Annotated in this window: 15 protein-coding genes; 8 read left to right on the top strand and 7 right to left on the bottom strand. The window is 72.9% G+C overall.

Going from position 1 to position 18,638, the window contains the following annotated elements:
* Positions 1-62 precede the first annotated feature (62 nt).
* On the top strand, positions 63-1,013 hold the full coding sequence (locus AB0J46_RS18305) for a serine hydrolase (RefSeq protein ID WP_364332888.1): 951 nt from the start codon (positions 63-65) through the stop codon (positions 1,011-1,013).
* A 5-nt stretch (positions 1,014-1,018) separates the two neighbouring features.
* Here AB0J46_RS18305 and AB0J46_RS18300 read toward each other — a convergent pair whose 3' ends face one another.
* Positions 1,019-1,972 (bottom strand): zinc-binding dehydrogenase, encoded by a 954-nt coding sequence (locus tag AB0J46_RS18300; protein ID WP_364332885.1) that lies wholly within the window; start codon positions 1,970-1,972, stop codon positions 1,019-1,021.
* An 84-nt stretch (positions 1,973-2,056) separates the two neighbouring features.
* Here AB0J46_RS18300 and AB0J46_RS18295 point away from each other — a divergent pair, with 84 nt between their 5' ends.
* On the top strand, positions 2,057-2,644 hold the full coding sequence (locus tag AB0J46_RS18295; protein ID WP_358291395.1) for a helix-turn-helix domain-containing protein: 588 nt from the start codon (positions 2,057-2,059) through the stop codon (positions 2,642-2,644).
* A gap of 38 nt (positions 2,645-2,682) precedes the next feature.
* Here AB0J46_RS18295 and AB0J46_RS18290 read toward each other — a convergent pair whose 3' ends face one another.
* A complete protein-coding gene (locus AB0J46_RS18290) occupies positions 2,683-3,552 on the bottom strand; it encodes a LysR family transcriptional regulator (RefSeq protein ID WP_364332882.1) in 870 nt (289 codons plus the stop codon).
* A gap of 71 nt (positions 3,553-3,623) precedes the next feature.
* Here AB0J46_RS18290 and AB0J46_RS18285 point away from each other — a divergent pair, with 71 nt between their 5' ends.
* Positions 3,624-4,502, top strand: a complete 879-nt coding sequence (locus AB0J46_RS18285; RefSeq protein ID WP_364332879.1) for a 4-hydroxy-tetrahydrodipicolinate synthase — start codon at positions 3,624-3,626, stop codon at positions 4,500-4,502.
* Here AB0J46_RS18285 and AB0J46_RS18280 read toward each other — a convergent pair.
* Positions 4,464-5,615 carry an NAD(P)/FAD-dependent oxidoreductase gene (locus tag AB0J46_RS18280; protein WP_364332876.1) on the bottom strand — a complete coding sequence of 384 codons (1,152 nt, stop codon included), beginning with the start codon at positions 5,613-5,615 and terminating at the stop codon, positions 4,464-4,466. The genes AB0J46_RS18285 and AB0J46_RS18280 overlap by 39 nt on opposite strands.
* Before the next feature lie 84 nt (positions 5,616-5,699).
* Here AB0J46_RS18280 and AB0J46_RS18275 point away from each other — a divergent pair, with 84 nt between their 5' ends.
* Together AB0J46_RS18275 and AB0J46_RS18270 are read left to right on the top strand one after the other, a co-directional pair.
* Positions 5,700-6,140: a MarR family transcriptional regulator gene (locus AB0J46_RS18275; RefSeq protein ID WP_364332873.1), complete on the top strand. Its 441-nt coding sequence runs from the start codon at positions 5,700-5,702 to the stop codon at positions 6,138-6,140.
* A gap of 158 nt (positions 6,141-6,298) precedes the next feature.
* Positions 6,299-8,047, top strand: coding sequence for an ABC-F family ATP-binding cassette domain-containing protein (locus tag AB0J46_RS18270; RefSeq protein WP_364332870.1), 1,749 nt, complete (start codon positions 6,299-6,301; stop codon positions 8,045-8,047).
* Positions 8,048-8,161: 114 nt separating this feature from the next.
* Here AB0J46_RS18270 and AB0J46_RS18265 read toward each other — a convergent pair whose 3' ends face one another.
* Genes AB0J46_RS18265 through AB0J46_RS18255 form a run of 3 tightly spaced genes read right to left on the bottom strand, consistent with a single transcriptional unit; the run spans position 8,162 to position 15,613 of the window.
* On the bottom strand, positions 8,162-12,964 hold the full coding sequence (locus AB0J46_RS18265) for a DNA repair ATPase (RefSeq protein WP_364332867.1): 4,803 nt from the start codon (positions 12,962-12,964) through the stop codon (positions 8,162-8,164).
* A 1-nt stretch (position 12,965) separates the two neighbouring features.
* The gene (locus tag AB0J46_RS18260) at positions 12,966-15,062 is read right to left on the bottom strand and encodes a flotillin family protein (protein WP_364332864.1); all 2,097 of its coding nucleotides are present in this window, start codon (positions 15,060-15,062) and stop codon (positions 12,966-12,968) included.
* A complete protein-coding gene (locus AB0J46_RS18255) occupies positions 15,062-15,613 on the bottom strand; it encodes a hypothetical protein (protein WP_364332861.1) in 552 nt (183 codons plus the stop codon). Before AB0J46_RS18255 ends, AB0J46_RS18260 begins: the two co-directional genes overlap by 1 nt.
* A 155-nt stretch (positions 15,614-15,768) precedes the next feature.
* On the opposite strand from AB0J46_RS18255, the gene AB0J46_RS18250 reads away from it, so the two are divergent.
* The gene (locus tag AB0J46_RS18250; RefSeq protein WP_364333466.1) at positions 15,769-16,683 is read left to right on the top strand and encodes an NADP-dependent oxidoreductase; all 915 of its coding nucleotides are present in this window, start codon (positions 15,769-15,771) and stop codon (positions 16,681-16,683) included.
* 35 nt (positions 16,684-16,718) lie between these two features.
* Here AB0J46_RS18250 and AB0J46_RS18245 read toward each other — a convergent pair whose 3' ends face one another.
* Entirely contained in the window at positions 16,719-17,240 is a 522-nt protein-coding gene (locus tag AB0J46_RS18245) for a CGNR zinc finger domain-containing protein (RefSeq protein WP_364332858.1), read from the bottom strand.
* 97 nt (positions 17,241-17,337) lie between these two features.
* Between AB0J46_RS18245 and AB0J46_RS18240 the strand changes: the two genes are divergently transcribed.
* Together AB0J46_RS18240 and AB0J46_RS18235 are read left to right on the top strand one after the other, a co-directional pair.
* Positions 17,338-18,198: an alpha/beta hydrolase gene (locus AB0J46_RS18240; RefSeq protein ID WP_364332855.1), complete on the top strand. Its 861-nt coding sequence runs from the start codon at positions 17,338-17,340 to the stop codon at positions 18,196-18,198.
* A gap of 94 nt (positions 18,199-18,292) precedes the next feature.
* Positions 18,293-18,586: a hypothetical protein gene (locus AB0J46_RS18235; RefSeq protein WP_364332852.1), complete on the top strand. Its 294-nt coding sequence runs from the start codon at positions 18,293-18,295 to the stop codon at positions 18,584-18,586.
* The last annotated feature ends 52 nt before the right edge of the window (positions 18,587-18,638 follow it).

Genomic DNA, 18,638 nt, shown 5'->3' with positions numbered 1-18,638 from the left:
CCTTGACCCTGACATCGTGGGAGCGGGTACGACAGGATGTCCCCCGGGCTTAGGAGGACATCATGGGAATGGCGGAGCGGGTCGAGGCGGTCCTGAAGGCCGGCACGGCGCCCAATCTGCACGGGGTCGTGGTCATGCGGGGCGGCGAGGTCGTCGTCGAGCACTACGGCGCGGGCGTCGACGAGCGGATCGGCGAGGACCCCCGGCACGCCGTCTTCGACCGCGACACGCTGCACGACGTGCGGTCGGTCACCAAGAGCGTGGTCGCGCTGCTGTACGGCGTGGCCCTGCGCGACGGGCTGGTGCCGCCGCCGGACGCCAGGCTGGTGGAGCAGTTCCCCGAATATCCGGACCTGGTGGCTGATCCGGGCCGGGCGCACCTCACCGTCGCGCACGCGCTCACCATGACGCTCGGGATCGACTGGAACGAGGACCTGCCGTACACGAGCCCGGCCAACAGCGAGATCGCGATGGAGCTCGCTCCTGACCGGTACCGGTTCGTCCTGGAACGTCCGGTGGTCGAGGAGGCCGGGAAGCGGTGGCTGTACTGCGGTGGCACCGCGGCCCTGCTCGGCGGGCTCATCGCGCGGGGGGCGGGCGAGCCGCTTGAGGAGTACGCCGCCAAGGCGCTGTTCGAGCCGCTCGGGATCACCAGGACCGAGTGGGTCAAGGGCACGGACGGCGTGGCGATGGCCGCGGCCGGGCTGCGGCTGCGGCCCCTCGATCTGGCCGCGCTCGGCCGGCTGGTGCTCGGCGGCGGGCTGGGCATCGTCCCCGAGCAGTGGGTGCGCGAGATGACGCGGCCCCGCGTCGTCATCGACGGCGACTTCCGCTACGGCTACCAGTGGTACGTGAGCACCGGCGACCGGCCGTGGACCGAGGCCATCGGGAACGGCGGCCAGCGGCTGCTCGTGCTGCCCGGCGAGGAGCTGGTCGTCGCGGTGACGGCCGGCGACTACAACGCCGAGCAGGTCAGCGCGACGGCCGTGCTGGACGCCGTCCTCGACCGCTGAGCCGCTCACGGCACCAGCAGGACGCGGCCCGTGACCGCGCGCGACTCCAGGAGGCGGTGGGCCTTCGCCGCCTCGGCCAGCGGCAGGGTCTCGTGGACGACGGCGCGGCTGCGTCCTGAGCCGAGCCGGGCCAGCATCTCGGGATAGTGCGTGCCGAACACCTGGCCGGCCCAGCCGGGGCCGCTGCAGCCGACGACGGTCACGCCGCGTTCCATCAGGTCGGCGGCCGTGACGGCGGCGGGCTCGCCGCTCAGCATGCCGTAGGACAACATCCGCCCGGTGCCGGGCACGAGCCGGTCGAGCACCCGCCGGGCCGACGCGCCGCCGATCGACTCGAAGGCCACGTCGACGTCCGGCAGCGCGTCCGGCCAGCTCGGGTCGCCGTGGTCCAGGGCCTGGTCGGCGCCCAGGTCGAGGACCCGCTGCCGCTTGGCCGGCGAGCCCGCGGTGGCGATCACCCGGGCCGCCCCGAACTCCTTGGCGTGCGCGACCACGTAGCCGCCGACCGTGCCGGCACCCGCCTCGACCAGCACGGTCTCCCCGCCGCCGAGCCGCGCCCGGTGCAGCAGGGCGAGGGCGATCGCGCCGGGCGCGGCCCCGGCCAGGGCCTCCAGGGGCGTCACGTCCTCGGGGACGGGGCAGGTCAGGGCGGCGGGCATGGCCACGTACTCCGCGTAGGCGCCGAGGCCGCCGGTCACCCCCACGCGTACGGTGCCGAGCAGGCCGTCGTCCACGCCCTCGCCGGTCTCGACGACCTCGCCGACCGCCTCCGCGCCGGGCACGACGGGCAGCGGCAGCGGGAACGGCAGCGCGCCCGAGCGGATCTGCGTCTCGGCGTAGCCGACGCCGATCGCTCGCGCGCGGAGGAGGACCTGGCCCGCCTCGGGGCGCGGGCGGGGCAGGTCCACCGGCCGCAGGGTCTCGGGGCCGCCGAGGGCGTCGAGCTGAATGGCGCGCATGGTTGTTCCCGTCTCTATCTGAACCGTTGGTCCAGTTAATATATGGACCGCTGGTCAAGTTTGTCCATGGGCAACAATGACCGGATGGAACGTCAAGAGCGGGCCGACGCCGCGCGCAACAGGCGGGCGATCCTGCGGGCGGCGGAGGAGCTGCTCCGCCGCCACCCGCCCGAGCAGGTCTCCGTCGAGCGGGTGGCGGTGGCCGCCGGCGTGGGCAAGGGGACGGTGTTCCACCGGTTCGGCAGCCGTACGGGGCTGATGCGCGAGCTGATGAGCGAGCGGGCCCGCGAGCTGGACAAGGCGGTGGCCGAGGGCCCGCCGCCGCTCGGCCCCGGGGCGCCGCCCGTCGAGCGGCTGGTCGCCTTCCTGGGCGCGGTGGCCGAGCTGGCGGCGCGCAACGGCAACCTGGTGGCCGCGCACGAGCACGCGGTCGCGACCAGCAGATCCGAGCCCCGGGAGACCAACCCGATCTACACCGGCTGGCACCGGCACGTCACCGCCCTGATCACCGAGGGCCGCCCCGACGTGGACGCGGACGAGATCGCGCACCTGCTGCTCGGGTCCCTGCACATGGAGCCGATCGCGAGCCGGTTGCGGGCGGGGGACAGCGCGCGGCTCGCCCGCAGCTTCGCCGCCCTCGCCGAGGGCCTGCTCGGCAGGCCCGCCCCTTAGCCCGGAGGACCGGCGGGGCCTGCGGAGGGCCCGCGCGGTCAGAGGGGGAGAGCGGTGGCGGCCGTATGGAAGGCGGCGACGGCCGCGCGGACCGCCGGGTGGTCGCCGTAGCCGCGGCGGAAGGCGGCCCGCGTGCGGCGGCTCAGGGGCAGGCGGGTCAGCGAGACGCCGTCCGGCGGGGTGAGCGCCGCCAGCCTGGGCACGAGCGCGACGCCCTGACCTGCGGCGGCGAAGGCCAGCACGGTGTCGAAGTCGTCGATGTGGTGCCGGACCCGGGGCTCGAACCCGGCCGCCTGGCAGGCCCTGATCGCCATGGTGTGGCAGAGCGTGCCCGGCTTGCCCATGATCCACGGGTCGTCGCGGGCGTCGAGGACGCGGGCCCGGTCGGTCAGGTACATCGGCTCGGTGAACAGCGGCTCGGTCTCGATGGAGGCGTCGGTGACCGGGGGCACGAAGTCGTACTCGTGCACGAGGGCGACGTCGAGCTCGCCCGCCCGCAGCGCCGCCGAGACGTCGGCGGGGTCGATCTCGGCCACCATCGGCTCCAGCCCCGGACAGTCCGCGGCCAGGCGGGCGAGCGCGGGCGGCAGCAGCACGCGGGTGGCCGTCGGGAACGCGCCGATCCGCAGGGGCCCCGACGGCCCGCCCCGGGCGGCGGCGAGCGCGGCCGAGGCGCGTTCGAGCTGTTCCAGGACGGCCTGCGCGTGCTCGACCAGCAGCAGCCCGGCCGGGGTGAGCGTGACCGTGCGCCCGGTGCGTTCCAGCAGCGGCACGCCCGCCTCCCGTTCCAGGGCGCTGAGCTGCTGCGAGACCGCCGAGGGGGTGAAGGTGACCGCCTCGGCCACGGCGGTGATCGTGCCGCGCCTGGCCAGCTCGCGGAGCAGGTGGAGCTTGCGTGGGTCGAGCATAAGTCCATCTTAAGCTCGAACGAAGAAATCCGAACTGGACCTAACAGGTCTGCAGGCGGCAGGCTCGAAGCATGCTGAGAGGAATCCACGTACCGCTGGTCACGCCGTTCACGTCGTCGGGGGAGGTGGCCGCCGACGCGGTCGAGAAGCTCGCCCGGCAGATGCTCGACGAGGGCGCGGCCGGTCTGGTGGCGCTGGGGACGACGGCCGAGGTGGCCGCCCTCGACCCCGGCGAGCGGGCCCTGGTGGTCGAGACCTGCGTGCGCGTGTGCGCCGAGCGCCGGGCGCTGCTGACCGTCGGCGTGACCGGGAACGACACCCGCACGACCGCCGCGGCGCTGCGCGAGCTGCCGGCCGGGGTGGACGCGGCCCTGGTGACCGTGCCGTACTTCCTGCGGCCCGGCGAGCGCGGCGTGATCGCGCACTTCGAGGCGCTGGCCGAGGCGTCACCCGTGCCGCTGGTGATCTACCACATCCCCTACCGGACCGGGCAGGCCGTGGGCGCCGCGACGCTGCGGGCCATCGGGGAGCACCAGAACATCGCGGGCGTCAAGTACGCCGCCGGCGGCATCGACCAGGACACGGTGGACCTGCTCGCGGACCTGCCCGACGGCTTCGAGGTGCTGGGCGGCGACGACGCGTTCGTCTCGCCGCTGCTCGCGCTCGGCGCCACCGGCGGCATCCTGGCCTCGGCGCACGTGCTGACCAGGAGCTTCGTCGAGCTGGCCGACGCCTGGCTGGCCGGTGACGTGGCCACCGCGCGCCCGCTCGGGCACCGGCTGGCCCAGGTCTCCCGCGCGCTCTTCGCCGAGCCCAACCCGACCGTGATCAAGGGCGTCCTGCACGCCAGGGGCCTGATCCCGACGCCGGACGTGCGGCTGCCGCTGCTGCCGGCCTCCGCCGCCGCGGTGTCACAGGCCGACCTGGTGGCGGTACATCCAGGACAGTGACTCCTGGCTCGCGCCGCGCTTCAGGAACATCGGCAGCATCAGGTCGCGGAAGACCCGGGCGACCGGGCCCGCGGCCTTGCTGTTGCTGATCGTCCTGGAGTAGGCGACCACCCGCTCGACCCTGGGCCGCCGCTCGGCCTCGAAGCGTTCGAACGCCGCGCGGTGGTCCTTCGCCTCGCGCAGGCACCTGGCCAGCACGACCGCGTCCTCGACGGCCAGCGAGGCGCCCTGGCCGGAGCTGGGCGAGGTGGCGTGGGCGGCGTCCCCGGTGAGCAGGACGCGGCCCCGGTGCCAGACGGGCACCGGCGGCAGGTCGTACACCGGCAGCGCCGGGCCCACGGGACCGCGGCGGACGAGGTCGGCCGAGGGGTTCGCGTCCCCCTCGAACGCCGCCGCCAGGACGGGCCGCCAGTCCGCGGGCACGTCGCCGAGCCGTCTGGGCAGGTTCGCGAACCACCACGTGTCGCCCGACTCGGTCACCGTGCAGCCGAAGAAGGCCCGCTTGCCGAAGACCATGTCGTAGACGCCGGGCTCGCCGAAGCCGCCGGTTTCAGTGTTCCTGACGATGCCGCCGAAGCTGTACAGGCCGCTGTAGCGCGGGCCGGGCGCGCCGGGGTCGAGCAGCGAACGGGTGCGCGAGTGCACGCCGTCGCAGGCGATCAGCAGGTCGCCGGCGGCCGAGGTGCCGTCCTCGAAGGTCGCCACGACCTGGTCGCCGGTGTCGTCGTAGGAGACCAGGCGCCGGCCGTACGCGATGGGGACGCCGCGCCGGGCGGCCTCGTCGCGCAGGGCGCCGTAGAGGTCGGAGCGGAGCACGGTGTGGCTGACCGTGCCGTCGTCGAGGCGCAGGCCGTTGGCCACCTCGCCGAGCCGCTTGCCGGTGCCGCTCCACATGACCATGCGCGGGGTGGGGATGGCCGACGACAGCACCTCGCGGTGGAGGCCGAGCACGCGCAGGGCGGCCAGGCCGTTGGAGGCGAGGTTGAGGAACGAGCCGACGTTCTCGGCGCCCCGCGGGTACGCCTCGTGGATCTCGGCGTCGATGCCGGCCGTCTGAAGGGCCATCGCCGTGACGGGCCCGCCGATCCCGCAGCCTATGATCAGAGCCTTCATGCTGGTATCCTTTCGTTCGGCCGAACGAAATATATGAGCACGGGTGGCGGGATGTCCAGAGATATTTCGGAGCATCGAAAGAAATTGTTGGACGAACTGGTCGAGGCGGGCCGGGAGAGCAGCAACGCCGCGGTCATGTACCACAGCGCCATGGGCGAGCGGCTGGGCCTGGGGGTGACCGAGGAGAAGACGCTCGACCTGCTCCAGCGTCTCGGGCCGCTGACCGCCGGAGAGCTGTCCCAGCACACGGGCCTCGCCCCGGCCTCCGTCAGCGGGCTGATCGACCGGCTGGAGGCCAAATGGCTGGTCCGCAGGGTGCGCGACACCAAAGACCGGCGCCGGGTCATCGTCGAGATCAACTGGGAGCGGCTGGCCGGCTTCGGCGAGCTGTTCGAGCCGTTCGTGGCCGCCATGTCCGGCCTGTACGGCCGCTACACCGACGACGAGCTGGCCCTGATCGTCGACTTCCTCCGGCGGTCCACGGCCCTGCAGCGGGAGGCCACCACGTCGCTGCGCACCCAATAAAGGGCTGTACACAATCCCGCTTATGGGCTACGGTGTCCGCCGATATGGGTTACTGCTTCCTGTGATTCTCACGCCCGAGGCGCATACGCGTTGAGCTGACCGCTCCGCCGCGCCTCGTACCGGTCATGTCCGCGTTGAGACAAGGAGGTGGAGCCTCTATGCGTACCGCTGCCCAATTGGCACTGAACGAGATCACCAAGCGTTACGACACCCGAATCGTCCTGGACCGGGTGTCGCTCACCGTCCGGCCCGGGGAGAAGGCCGGGGTGATCGGCGACAACGGCTCGGGCAAGTCCACGCTGCTCAGGCTCATGGCGGGCGTCGAGCGTCCGGACAACGGCGAGCTGACCGTGGTCGCGCCCGGCGGCGTGGGGCACCTGCCGCAGTCGCTGGAGCTGCCGCCGCACGCCACCGTGGCCGACGTCGTCGATCTGGCCCTGGCCGGGCTGCGCGAGATCGAGGCGCGCATGCGCGCACTCGCCGGCACCGACCTGGACGCCTACGCCGCCGCCGTCGCCGAGTTCGAGGCGCGCGGCGGCTACGAGGCCGACACCCGGGTGGACGTCGCGCTGCACGGCCTGGGCCTGCCCGGCCTGGACCGGAACCGCCCGGTCGCGACGATGTCGGGCGGCGAGCGGTCCAGGCTCGCCCTGGCCGCGACGCTGGCCGCCGCGCCGGAGCTGCTGCTGCTCGACGAGCCGACCAACGACCTGGACGACCAGGCCGTCGCCTGGCTCGAACAGCACCTGCGCGAGCACCGCGGCACGGTCGTCGCGATCAGCCACGACCGGACGTTCCTCGACCGGGTCACCACGGTGATCCTGGAGGTCTCCGACGGGCGGGTGCGCCGTTACGGCGACGGCTACTCGGGCTACCTCGCGGCCAAGGCCGCCGAACGGGCCGCGCACGTGCGGGCCCACGAGGAGTGGCGGTCCGAGCTGGCCCGGCACGCCGGGCTGGTGGCGGCCAACGCGGGGCGGATGGCGGCCATCCCGCGCGGGATGGCCAAGGCCGGGATGGGCACCGGCGCGTGGCGGGCGCGGTCGCGTACCCACGGCGCCGCCGGGCGCGTCCGGCAGTCGCGGGCACGGATGCGATGGCTCGAAGAGCACGCGGTGCCACCGCCCCCCGTGCCGCTCCGCTTCACCGCCGCCATCACCGCCCCGCCCCCGGCCGACGCGCTCCTCCCGGATCACCCCCAGGAGGTGATCACCCCCGCCGACGTGCTTCTGCCGCAACACCCCGACGTGGTCGTCCGGGCCGACGTGCGTCTGCCGGAACGTCATCAGGGCGTGGCCGACGTGGGTGGGGCGGGGTGGCGGTCCATGGTGGTCGTGCTCGACGGGGTGCGGGTGGCGGGGCGGCTGCGGATCGACGGGCTCGCCGTACGGCGGGGGGAGCGGCTGCTCGTCACCGGGCCGAACGGCGCGGGCAAGACCACGCTCATGCGGGTCCTGGCCGGCGAGCTGCGTCCCGACGAGGGGACCGTGCGCCGGACCGGACGGGCCGGTCTGCTGCGCCAGGAGGACCGGGCGGCGCGGCTGGACCGTACCGTCCTCGCGGCCTTCGCAGAAGGGCGGACGGGCAGCCCCGACGAGCACGCCGACCGGCTGCTCGGCCTGGGCCTGTTCCGTCCGGACGACCTGCGGCGGCGACTGGCCGACCTCTCGTACGGACAGCGCCGCCGGGTCGAGCTGGCCCGCCTGGTCACCGAACCGGTGGACCTGCTGCTGCTCGACGAGCCGACCAACCACCTGTCGCCGATGCTGGTGGAGCAGCTTGAGGAGGCGCTGGCCCACTACGAGGGCGCGCTGGTGGTCGTCACCCACGACCGCCGCCTGCGCGCCGCCTTCACCGGCACCCACCTGCAGCTCGCACCCACCCCGCCCAGCGACCGGGCCCGCTGACCGCCGGGCCCGCTGACCGCCGGGCCCGCTGAGGGCCGGGCCGCTGCGCTCGGGGATCGGGCCCCTGACAGACGGGCCGCTCCGCTCAGGGAGGGGGCCTTCTGACGGCTGCGGTCAGCGGTCGGACTCCCTGATGGCTGTGCCCACCTCGCTCACCCGGTCGGCGAGGAGGCCGAGGGCGCCCACGGCCCTGGTCATCGGGTCGTCGCCGGAGCCGCCGAGCGCCCTGGCCCTGAGGAAGGCCGCCTTGATCTCCGCCCAGCGCGCCGCCTGGGCGGGGGTGAGGCGGCCGCGCAGCTCGGCCAGCTTGAGCAGGTTGGCCTCGGCGTCCTGGGTGAGGGTCTGCGCCTCGCCCAGGTAGTGGTCGTCGATCACCGCCTCCAGCTCCTCGTCGTTCATGGCGGGCACGATGCGCTCGGCCAGCTTGTTCATGTTCCGGTACGACCCCTGCAACCGGTACGGCGGCTCGGTCCTGGACGCCTCCGCCTGGGACGCCGACGCGATGTAGGCCGCGTTGTTGGCCAGCACCACCTCCTGCGCCCGCACCAGCTTGCCCAGCACGCCGAGCACCTGCTCCAGCTCGGCCTTGCCGTACGGGTGCCGGAGCTGGTCAGGCCGGACGGCCGGGTCCCCCTTGGCCAGGCGCACCAGGAGCTCGACGTCGGCCCGGTCGCGGCCCGAGAGGGGGGCGAGCACCGGGTTGGAGGTCAGCGCGTTGTCCACGTAGCTCAGCGCGAACAGCTCGTCCTTGCCGGAGAGCACGTCGCCCAGGTTCCACACGTCGGCGCGGTTGGCCAGCATGTCCGGGATGCGGAAGCGCTGCCCGGACTCGGTGTACGGATTGCCCGCCATGCACACCGCGAAGCGCTTCCCGCGCAGGTCGTACGTGCGGGTCCGGCCGTTCCAGACGCCCTCGATGCGGCGCTGGGCGTCGCACAGCGAGATGAACTTCTGCAGCAGCTCCGGCGAGGTGTGCTGGATGTCGTCCAGGTAGAGCAGGGTGTTGTTGCCGCTCTCCAGCGCGAAGGAGATCTTCTCGACCTCCTGCCTGGCCGTGGCGTCGGGCGCGTCGGCCGGGTCGAGCGAGGTGACGCCGTGGCCGAGCGCCGGGCCGTTCACCTTGACGAAGACCAGGCCGAGGCGGCTGGCGACGTACTCCATCAGCGTGGTCTTGCCGTAGCCGGGCGGTGAGATGAGCAGCAGCAGGCCCATCTGGTCGGTGCGCTTGCCCGCGCCCGCCGCGCCGAGCTGCTTGGCCAGGTTGTCGCCGATCAGCGGCAGGTAGACCTCGTCCAGCAGCCGGTTGCGCACGAACGCGCTCATGACCTTGGGCCGGTACTCCTCCAGGCGCAACCGGCGGCGTTCCTGCTCGACCAGCTCGTTGCGGCGGCGCTGGTAGGCCCGGTAGGCCGGGACCCGGTCCTGCCTGAAGGCGCGCGCCCTGGTCAGCAGCTCGTCGAGCCTGATCCGCAGCCTGCGGTCCTGCACGCGCGGATGCGCGCCGAGCAGCCCCTCGACGGTCTCCTCGACGGCGGCGCCGGAGTCGTGACGCGGCAGGTCGCACAGGAGCACGGCGACGGCCTCGGCCACCTCGGGGCCCTGCCGGTAGGCGCCGATCCAGGCGTGGGCGAGCTGCAGCCGCTCGGGCAGGGGGAGCGCGGCCAGCTCCTCCTCGAACTCGCGCGTCCTGGCCGGGCCGAGCGCCTGCCTGAAGCCGTCGAGGAGGTCGCGCGCCGCCTTGCCGGTCACGAAGCCCGGCGGCGTCGCGCCCAGCTCCTCGACCAGGTACTCGCCGGCCAGCGAAGCCGTGCTCTGCCCGGTGTCCTGGCCGGGGGAGAAGGCCGCGATCCGGCCGCCGAGCTCGGCGGCCAGCGCCTCCAGGGCGGGCGTCCGGCCGAAGACCGCGCGGGCGCGGACCAGGGAGGCGGCCCTGGTGGCCAATGTTTTACGTGAAACCTCGTCCGTGCCGAAGGCCCAGAAGAGCTGCGCCGCCGCGCGGGCCTCGGGCGGGTAGCGCAGCAGGCCGGCGCCCTCGCGCAGGCGGACCAGGCTCTCCAGGACGAGGATCGCGTCGTGGTCGTGCACGCCCCGCTCGTAGCCCTCGTCGTAGCGCTGCTCGGCGGCCTGGCGCACCAGGTCGGCCAGGGGAGCGCCGGGCTCTGCGGAGTCCAGGAGCGAGGCGGCCAGGTGTTCGGCCCGGTACATCTCCGGCGTCTCCGACACCAGCAGCTGCTCCCAGAACGGCCGCGTGTCCGCGAACGACGCCGGCACGGGCGCGCGGTAGTCGGTGCCCGTGATCGCGAAGTGCATCTCGCCGTCGTGCGGGACCAGCGTCAGGTCGATCGGCTGGGTGTTGACGGCGAACAGGTGACGGCCGAGGCGCAGCGTCTCGCCGCCGTCGGTGAACAGGTCCAGCCGGTCCCGCAGGGCGCGCCCGGCCTCCTGCTGGGCCGCCTTGACCCGGCCGTCCAGCTCCTCGGCCCGGACGGCGTCGCCCAGGGAGCGCAGCTCGACCGCCGCCGTACGAACCCTGCCGACCATCGGATCGGTGGCGAAGTACGTGTTGACCTCGTCCATCGACCCCAGGGACGCCAGCCGCCTGGTCACGCTGCCCAGGATGCGCTCGGCCGAGGCGAAGACCCGGTCGGCCCGCCGGGCCAGGCCGTCGAGCTGGGTCTGCTTCCTGGCCGAGAACGCCTCGTAGACCTCGTCCCGCTTGCCCGCGAGCTGGGCGGCGAAGTCGTCGAACTCGCCGAACCGCGCCTCCAGGTTCTCCACCTGGAGCATCAGGCGGCCGAGCTGCTCGTCGCACTTGCCCGGCGTGTCGGCCATCGCCAGCGCGCCCGAGACGGCCTGCCCGAACAGGGCGAACTCGGCGGCGAAGGCCGCGCGGCCCTCCGCGCCGAGCAGTTCGCGCCGCCGCCCGTCGAGCACGGCTCGCGCCCGGTTCACCCCGGCCAGCACCTCGGCGATCCGGCCCAGGATCGACGTGCGGACCGTGGCGTCGGCGATCTCCAGCGAGCCGACGACCTCCGTCACCACCTCCAGGCCCTCCGCCTGCTCGGCCAGCCGGTCGGCGACGGGCGCGGCCTCGGCCACGGTCGCGATCGCGGCGGCGTCGGCGGCCAGCCGTTCGACCGCCGCGTGGTAGGCGGTGAACGCCTCCGCGCCCTCCAGGAAGGCGACCGCGCGCCTGCCGGTCGCGGCCAGCTCCGCGCTCACGGCGGCGGACAGCTCGTCCAGGCGGGCGAGGTCCAGGTAGCGGGCGTCGCGCAGGGTCACCAGGCGGCCCTGCTGCCTGCGCAGGCCGGCCAGCGTGGTGACCCAGGCGTCGGCGGTGGCGGGCGTGTCGGCGGCGGCCGCGCGTACCAGGTGGGCGGTCTCCTCGGCGGCCGCGGCCAGGGTGTCGGCGGCCTGGCGGGTGAGCTGCTCGACGTTCTCGTACTCGTCGAGCACCTGCTCGGCGGTGGCGCGCACGTCGGCGAGCGGCGCGGCGAGCCCGTGCTCGCCGAGCCAGTGGTAGGAGTCGGCGGCGCGGGTGCAGGCGGCGATCAGCGCCTCGAACGTGGCCTCCGACGCCGCCATCTCCTCGACCATGCGGGCCACGGAGAGGCAGTCGGAGATGCCGCGCACCAGCTCGGCGTTGCCGATGCGCTCCAGGGGCCCGGTCCCGGCGGGCTGGGCGGCGGCGTAGGTGTCGGACACGTACGGCGTCTGCCACACCTGCATCGGGTGGACCCGGGTCGGCTCCTCGGAGAGGGCCCGGAAGACCACCATCGTGCCGTCGTCGAACAGGGAGTACCCGTGGCAGACGATGGGGTTGGCCACCTCCTTCCTGATCACGTTGTACGGCAGCAGCAACGAGCGGCCGTCGCCGCGGGCGTGGAAGACGTACAGGACGTCCTCGCCGTTGGGCGAGCGCACGACCCGCTCGAACTCCAGGTCCGCCACGTCCGTGTCGAAGGTCTTGCTGATCCCGGTGGCCAGGTAGTAGCCGCCCGGGAAGATCAGCCCCTGGTCCTCGGGCAGCCGCTGGCAGGACTGGCCGATGCCGTCGAGCCTGGTCACCGCCTTGGTACGGGTGTTGAACACCAGATGCCGCCAGTCCGGCTCCTTGTACGGCCTGATCCGCATGAGGACGAGCGGCCCGACCCTGGCGTACTCGACGTCGGCGTCGGCCAGCGACTGGAGGCGTTCGGTGACCGGCTCGGAGTAGACGCCCGCGCCGGTCTCGGTGTTGTTCTCGACCTTGATGGTGAGGTCGCCGCCGATCGTCTCGACGAAGACCTCGCCCTCGATGGAGATGTGCGGATGGCGGCCGAGGACGTGGTCGTCGCGGGTGGTCGGCGTCCACTCGAAGTCGTGGGACGGGGGGAAGACGTGGTCCCGCTCCCCCCTGTTATCCAGATATTTCGGAATACCGCCGTTGCTGACCGTCCACCTGAGCACCCTCGTGTCCGCCGGGCCCGTCCGGAACACCGCCAGCAGCTTGCCCTCGACCCGGCGCAGCTGCTGGAGCCTGGTCTCCTTGTAGTACCGGTACAGCTCGGCGAAGTCCTTCCTGAACGCCGGCTCCTCCAGCGTCTCCAGCTTCCCGGTCTCGAACGTGAACGCGTCCCCGTCCCTGGTGAAGCGGTGCACGGCGAACACGTCGGCCACGGTCGTCTCGGGCTTGAGCCCGATGAAGACGTTGTAGCCGAACAACATCACCTCGCCCAGCGAGACGATGTCCCTCGGGACGCAGTTGTTCTCGGTCCTGATCCGCTCGGTGCCGAGCAGGCGCAGCTCCGCGCCGCCGAAGACGCGCAGCCGCTGCCCGTTGACCTCCTCCGCCGCCACCGCGAGGGCCTTGGCCTGCGCCTGGAGACGGTTCCGCAGAACCTCGTAGGTCCCGGCTTCCAGCTCGGTGGTGCTCACGTCAGCCCTTCGCCGCCGCCAGCGCGGCCACGGGGGAGTCGGCCACGCCCAGCCGGCGTGCGGTCTCCAGCAGCTCGCCGAGCGCCGTCGACTGCGGGCCGCCGTCCTGGATGAGCCGCATGAGCAGGGCCGAGACGGTCAGGTTCTTGATGTCCTCGGTGCGCACCCCGCCGACCACGCTGGCGATGTCCGCCGCCAGGCTGGCCGTCCCGTTGAGGTACGGCGCCGCGAGCGCCCCGGCCACGTTCGAGTGGCTGACGAAGCCGTCCACCGCCTTGCCCGTGGTGATCGAGCCGACCACCTTGTCGAAGAACATCGTGTCGCCGCCGACGATGTCGATGTTGGCCTTGGCCAGCCCCGCCGCCAGCACGCTGGCCTGCGACTCGGCCACCTGGCGGGTGACGTCGATGTGCTTGAGCCGGATCTCCTTGTCGGCCTCCAGGCGCAGGCGGTACTCCTCGTGGCCCCGGCTGGCCTCGTCCAGGGCGGCCATCGCGGCGGCCTTCTGGGTCAGGCCCTCGGCCTCGGCCTTCAGCTTCTCGCCGATCGCGGTGGCGCCGGCCAGCGCCATGGCCTGCTCGCCCTCGGCCTGCGCCTTGAGCCGGTCGCCCTCGATCAGCGCCATGGCCCGCGCGCCCTCGGCCTCGGCCCGCAGCTTCTCGCCCAGGGACAGGGCCTCCGCGCGGCCGACCTTCTCGATGGCGTCCGCGTCGCGCTCCTTGACCTGCACCTGCGCCAGCCCGGCCGCGGCGGACTCGGCCTGCACGCCTTCCGCGAGCCGGATCTTGGCCCGCGCCTCCAGCTCCGCGGCCTGCTGCCGGGCCTCGGCCAGCACCAGCTCCTCGCGGGCCTTGAACTTCGAGGCCGCCTCCGCGGCCTCGGCCGCCTTGATGTCCTTGACCAGGTTCTCCTGCGCCTCGGCCTCGGCCGCGATGATCACCTGCTGACGGGTGCGCTCGGCCTCCTCGACCACCCGCAGCCGCTTGATGCTCTCCTCCTGCTCGGCCACCGTCTTGTCGACCGCGATGCGCTCCCGGATGACCTCGGCGATCGACCGCTTCTCGGTCTCGACCTCCTTGTCCTTGGCGATGCGCGACAGCTCGGTCTCCCGCTCGCGGGCGATGACCTCCAGCAGGCGGTCCTTCTCGATGCGCTCGCTCTCGATCGCGATCACCCGCTCGCGGTTCTTCTCGGCGACCGCCACCTCGCGGGCCTGGTTCTCCCGCTGCACGCCGATCTGCTCGTCGGTCTTGATGCCGGCCGTCTGCGCGCGCAGCCGCTCCTCGGCCTGCACGCGGGCGATCTCCGCCTCCTCGCGGGCCTTGACGGTCTCGATCTCGCGGCGCTGCTTGAGCTCGGCGTCGGCCTGGCGGCGCTGGAGCTCCAGGATGGCCTCGCGGGCGTCCACGTTCTGGCGGGTGATCTCCTTCTCCTCGGCACGCTGGAACTCGTTGGTCCGTACGTGCTCCAGCGCGGTCAGCTCGGTGATTTTCCTGATGCCCTGCGCGTCCAGGATGTTGCTGGAGTCGAGCTGGGTGAGCGCGGTCTGCTCCAGGTAGTCGATGGCGGCGTCTTCGAGGCTGTAACCGTTCAGGTCGGTGCCGATGAGCCGGATGATCTCGTCGCGGAACTCGTCCCGCTTGGTGTAGAGGTCGACGAATTCGAGCTGCTTGCCGGCCGTCTTCAGCGCCTCGGAGAACTTGGCGCTGAACAGCTCCTGGAGGGTGTTCTCGTCGCTGGCCCGCGCGGTGCCGATGGCCTGGGCGACCTTGATGACGTCCTCGGCGGTCTTGTTCACCCGGACGAAGAACGTGATCTTGATGTCGGCCCGGATGTTGTCCCGGCAGATCAGCCCCTCACGGCCGGTACGCGTGATCTCGATGGTCTTCACCGAGATGTCCATGGTCTCGGCCTTGTGGACGACCGGCAGCACGATGGCGCCGGTGAACGTCACGTCCACCTTGTTGACCTTCGACACGATCAGCGCCTTGCCCTGTTCCACCTTGCGGAAAAGGCGGCCGATGATGACCAGCAGGCCAATCACGATGACCAGGACGACGGCGAGAAATACGCCGAAGCCCGTGGAGATGACGTCCATCAGAGCTCGCTTTCGTAGGGCATGACCCAGAAGAATTCGCCGTCTTTGTCGTATTCGAAGATGAGTGCTTTGTCGCCGCGGCCCAGGCGGTCCCGTCCGGTCGTCCGGACCTGGACGACCGCGGTCGAGCCGTCCTCGGCGGTGACCTCGGCCTGGCCGAAGTCGGGGGTGGCGGCACCGGTGCGGATGACGCACGGGCGGCCCACGAGGTCGCCGCGCGAGTGCTGCCCGCCGTCCTGGAAAGCCCTGCGCAGCGGCCTGATCAGGGCGCGCGTGGCGAGCCAGCCGCCCGCCGCCGCGGCGAAGGGCACGGCGGGCAGCGCGGCGTCCGGCAGCACCTGGCTGCCGACCAGACTCAGCAGCCACGCGACCGCGACCAGCAGGGAGATGACGATCCCGGCGGGGACGCCCCCGAATCCCAGCCATGGCGCGTCGTGGTCGAGGTCCAGCAGTCCCGCGATGACGGCCAGCCAATAAGCCAGGACCGCCGCGAGGAGGAAAGTGAAAATGACGGTCGGAAAGCCCAGAGCGGCGTGGAAGAACTCGGTCATCAGCCCTCGGTTTGCCCCATCCCCCGGTGTGTCCTGACGGACTATATACACATAAAGCGCGACTAAAGCGGAAAGTTCCCGACTTCATATCGAAAGTTGGCCGACTTGACCTCAAGGGCGGTTGAGGTAGCACGCTCGACGACATGACTGACGTGATGAGGGCGGCGGCGTTCGCCGAGCCGGGCGGCCCCGAGGTGCTGAAGGTGATGGAGGTGCCCGCGCCGCAGGCGGGCCCGGGGCAGGTGCGCGTCCGCGTGCGTGCGGCCGGCGTGCAGCCGTTCGACGCGGCCGTACGGGCGGGGTGGCTGCCGCCGTACATGGGGGACGTGCCCTGGCCGCGCATCCCGGGCAACGAGTTCGCCGGCGTGGTCGACCAGGTGGGCGACGGGGTCACCGGGGTGTCGGCCGGGGACGAGGTGCTGGGCTTCTCGCGCCTGTTCGCCTACGCCGAGTACATCGTGGTCCCGGCGGCCGACGTGGCCCCCAAGCCCGCCGGGACGCCCTGGGAGGTGGCCGGCGGCCTGACCTCCGGCGTGCAGACGGCCGAGCTGGCCCTCGACGCCCTGGCGGTCGCCGCCGGCGAGACGCTGCTCGTGCACGGCGCGGCCGGGTCCGTGGGCACGGCGGCCGTGCAGATCGCCCGCATGCGCGGCGCCACGGTGATCGGCACCGCCCGCGAGGCCAACCACGACCACCTGCGCGGCCTCGGCGCGATCCCGGTCGCCTACGGTGACGGGCTCGCCGACCGGGTCCGCGCGCTCGCCCCCGGCGGCGTGCACGCGGCCCTCGACGGCGCCGGCGGCCACGCCCTGGAGGTCTCGCTCGACCTGGTCGCCGACCGCGGGCGCATCGTCACGCTGGTCGAGCACGGCCGGGCAACCGAGTTGGGCGTCAAGGTCGTCCGGGGCGAGCGCACGGCCGAACGGCTCGCCCGGTACGCCGCCCGGTACGCCGAGGGCCGCTTCGCCTTCCCGGTGCGGCGGACGTACCGGCTGGAGGAGGCCGCCGACGCCCATCGCGAGATCGAGACCGGCCACGGCCGGGGGAAGGTCGTCCTGGTGACGGACTGAGGTCCGCCATCCCCTCGCGTTCCGGGCGGGCCGGCTCAGACGGCGTTCTTGTGGCGCTGGTTGAACCGGCCCGCCTTCGCGCGGTTGCCGCACACCTCCATCGAGCACCACCTGCGGCTGCCGTTCTTGCTCACGTCGAGGAACCACAGGACACAGGCCGGGTTCGCGCACTTGCGCAGCCGTTCGGGACGTTCGCGCAGGAGCCGGACGAAGTCGGCGGCCGCCGTCCAGGCCGCCTCCCAGGCCGGATCGCTCACCACGACGGTCTCGCGCGGCCCGTCGGCGTCCACCCGCGGCCTGGTCGAGCCCTCGGCGAGCACCGCGTTGAGCGCGTCGTGCCCCCGGCCTTCGAGCGAGCCGCGCAACGCGTCCCGTGCCCGGACGAGCCGGTCGCGCACCCGTTCCAGATCGTCCTCGCCCGGCAGGCCGTGGTCGCCGAGCCAGGAGCGCACGCCTTCCAGGTCGTCGAACTGGTCGAGCAGGGCGCCGTGGTCCACCCAGACGGTGTCGACCAGGTCGAGCGCCATGGGCTCGTCGCGAAGCGGCCGGATCCTCACTGCCTCTAACCCCCCAAAGCGATTTGACCGGTTATCGATCGCCATGCTATCACTTAACCAGCAAAACGGATTTAGTCGGTTATAGCTGGAGGATGAGATGACTGTTCGGTATCGCACCGCTGTGGTGGACGGCCTCGACGTGTTCTACCGGGAGGCCGGTGACCCGTCGGCGCCCACGCTGGTGCTGCTGCACGGGTTCCCGACCTCGTCGGTGGCCTACCAGGAGCTGATCGCCGACCTGGCGGACGAGTTCCATCTGATCGCGCCGGACTACCCGGGCTTCGGTCACAGCTCGGCCCCCGCCGCCGACGAGTGGGAGTACAGCTTCGACCACCTGGCCGACGTGGTGGACAGCCTCCTGGACACCCTGGGCGTCACCAAGTACGCGCTCTACGTGCACGACTACGGCGCCCCCGTCGGCTTCCGCCTCGCCGTCCGGCACCCGGAGCGCATCACCGGCATCGTCACCCAGAACGGCAACGCGTACGAGGAGGGTCTGACGCCGTTCTGGGAGCCGCTGCGCAAGGCGTGGGCCGACCCCTCCGAGGAGAACACCTCCGCGCTGCTCGGCCTGCTCACCCCCGAGGCCACCCACTGGCAGTACACGCACGGCGTCCCCGACGCCACCATGGTCAACCCCGACAAGGCGGCCCTCGACCAGGCCCGCCTCGACCGGCCCGGCAACCACGCCGTCCAGCTCGCCCTCTTCGTGGACTACGGCCGCAACCCGGGCCTCTACCCGCAGTGGCAGGAGTACCTGCGCACGCACCAGCCGCCGGTGCTGGCCGTGTGGGGGCGGCACGACGAGATCTTCGGCCCCGACGGCGCCCTCGCCTTCGACCGGGACACCGAGCGCGCCGAGATCCAGCTCATCGACGCGGGCCACTTCGCCCTGGAGACCCGCGGCCGGCAGATCGCCGCGCTGGTCCGCGACTTCCTCCGCCGCCTCTCCGACTGACGGGCCCAAAAGCCCAGGCCCTCCGCCGCCTCTCCGACTGACAGGCCCAAAAGCCCAGGCCCTCCGCCGCCTCTCCGACTTACGGGAGCTTCCGATGGTCCAGCCCCAGCGCCGCGGGAACACCACGGCCCGCCCCGGCCTGTCCGCCGCGGCCGTCCACGCGCACCGATCCTTGGGCTCCCGCCGCGCGCCCGCCCCCCACGGGCTCGCGGCGGGCCCGACGGCCGGGCCGCCGCCCACCCGGAGGTGGGGGCGAGCCGGGACGTCGGGGGCGCCCGCCCGGCCGTCCGGCAGGGCGGTGGCCCTGGCCACCGCGGCGGCGCTCTACACGGCCCCGATGCTGCTGCTGCGGGCCCCCACCCGCCGGCCGGGGCCACGGCGGCGCTGATCGGGCTCACCGCCCCCGACCCGGTGTACCTGCTCGACCCGGTCCTGGTCGC

This window comes from Nonomuraea sp. NPDC049758 (assembly GCF_040674635.1).
In the GTDB taxonomy this organism is placed as follows: Bacteria; Actinomycetota; Actinomycetes; order Streptosporangiales; family Streptosporangiaceae; genus Nonomuraea.
Note: the sequence above shows the minus strand (reverse complement) of the source record. Positions and strands in the feature narration are given on the sequence as shown.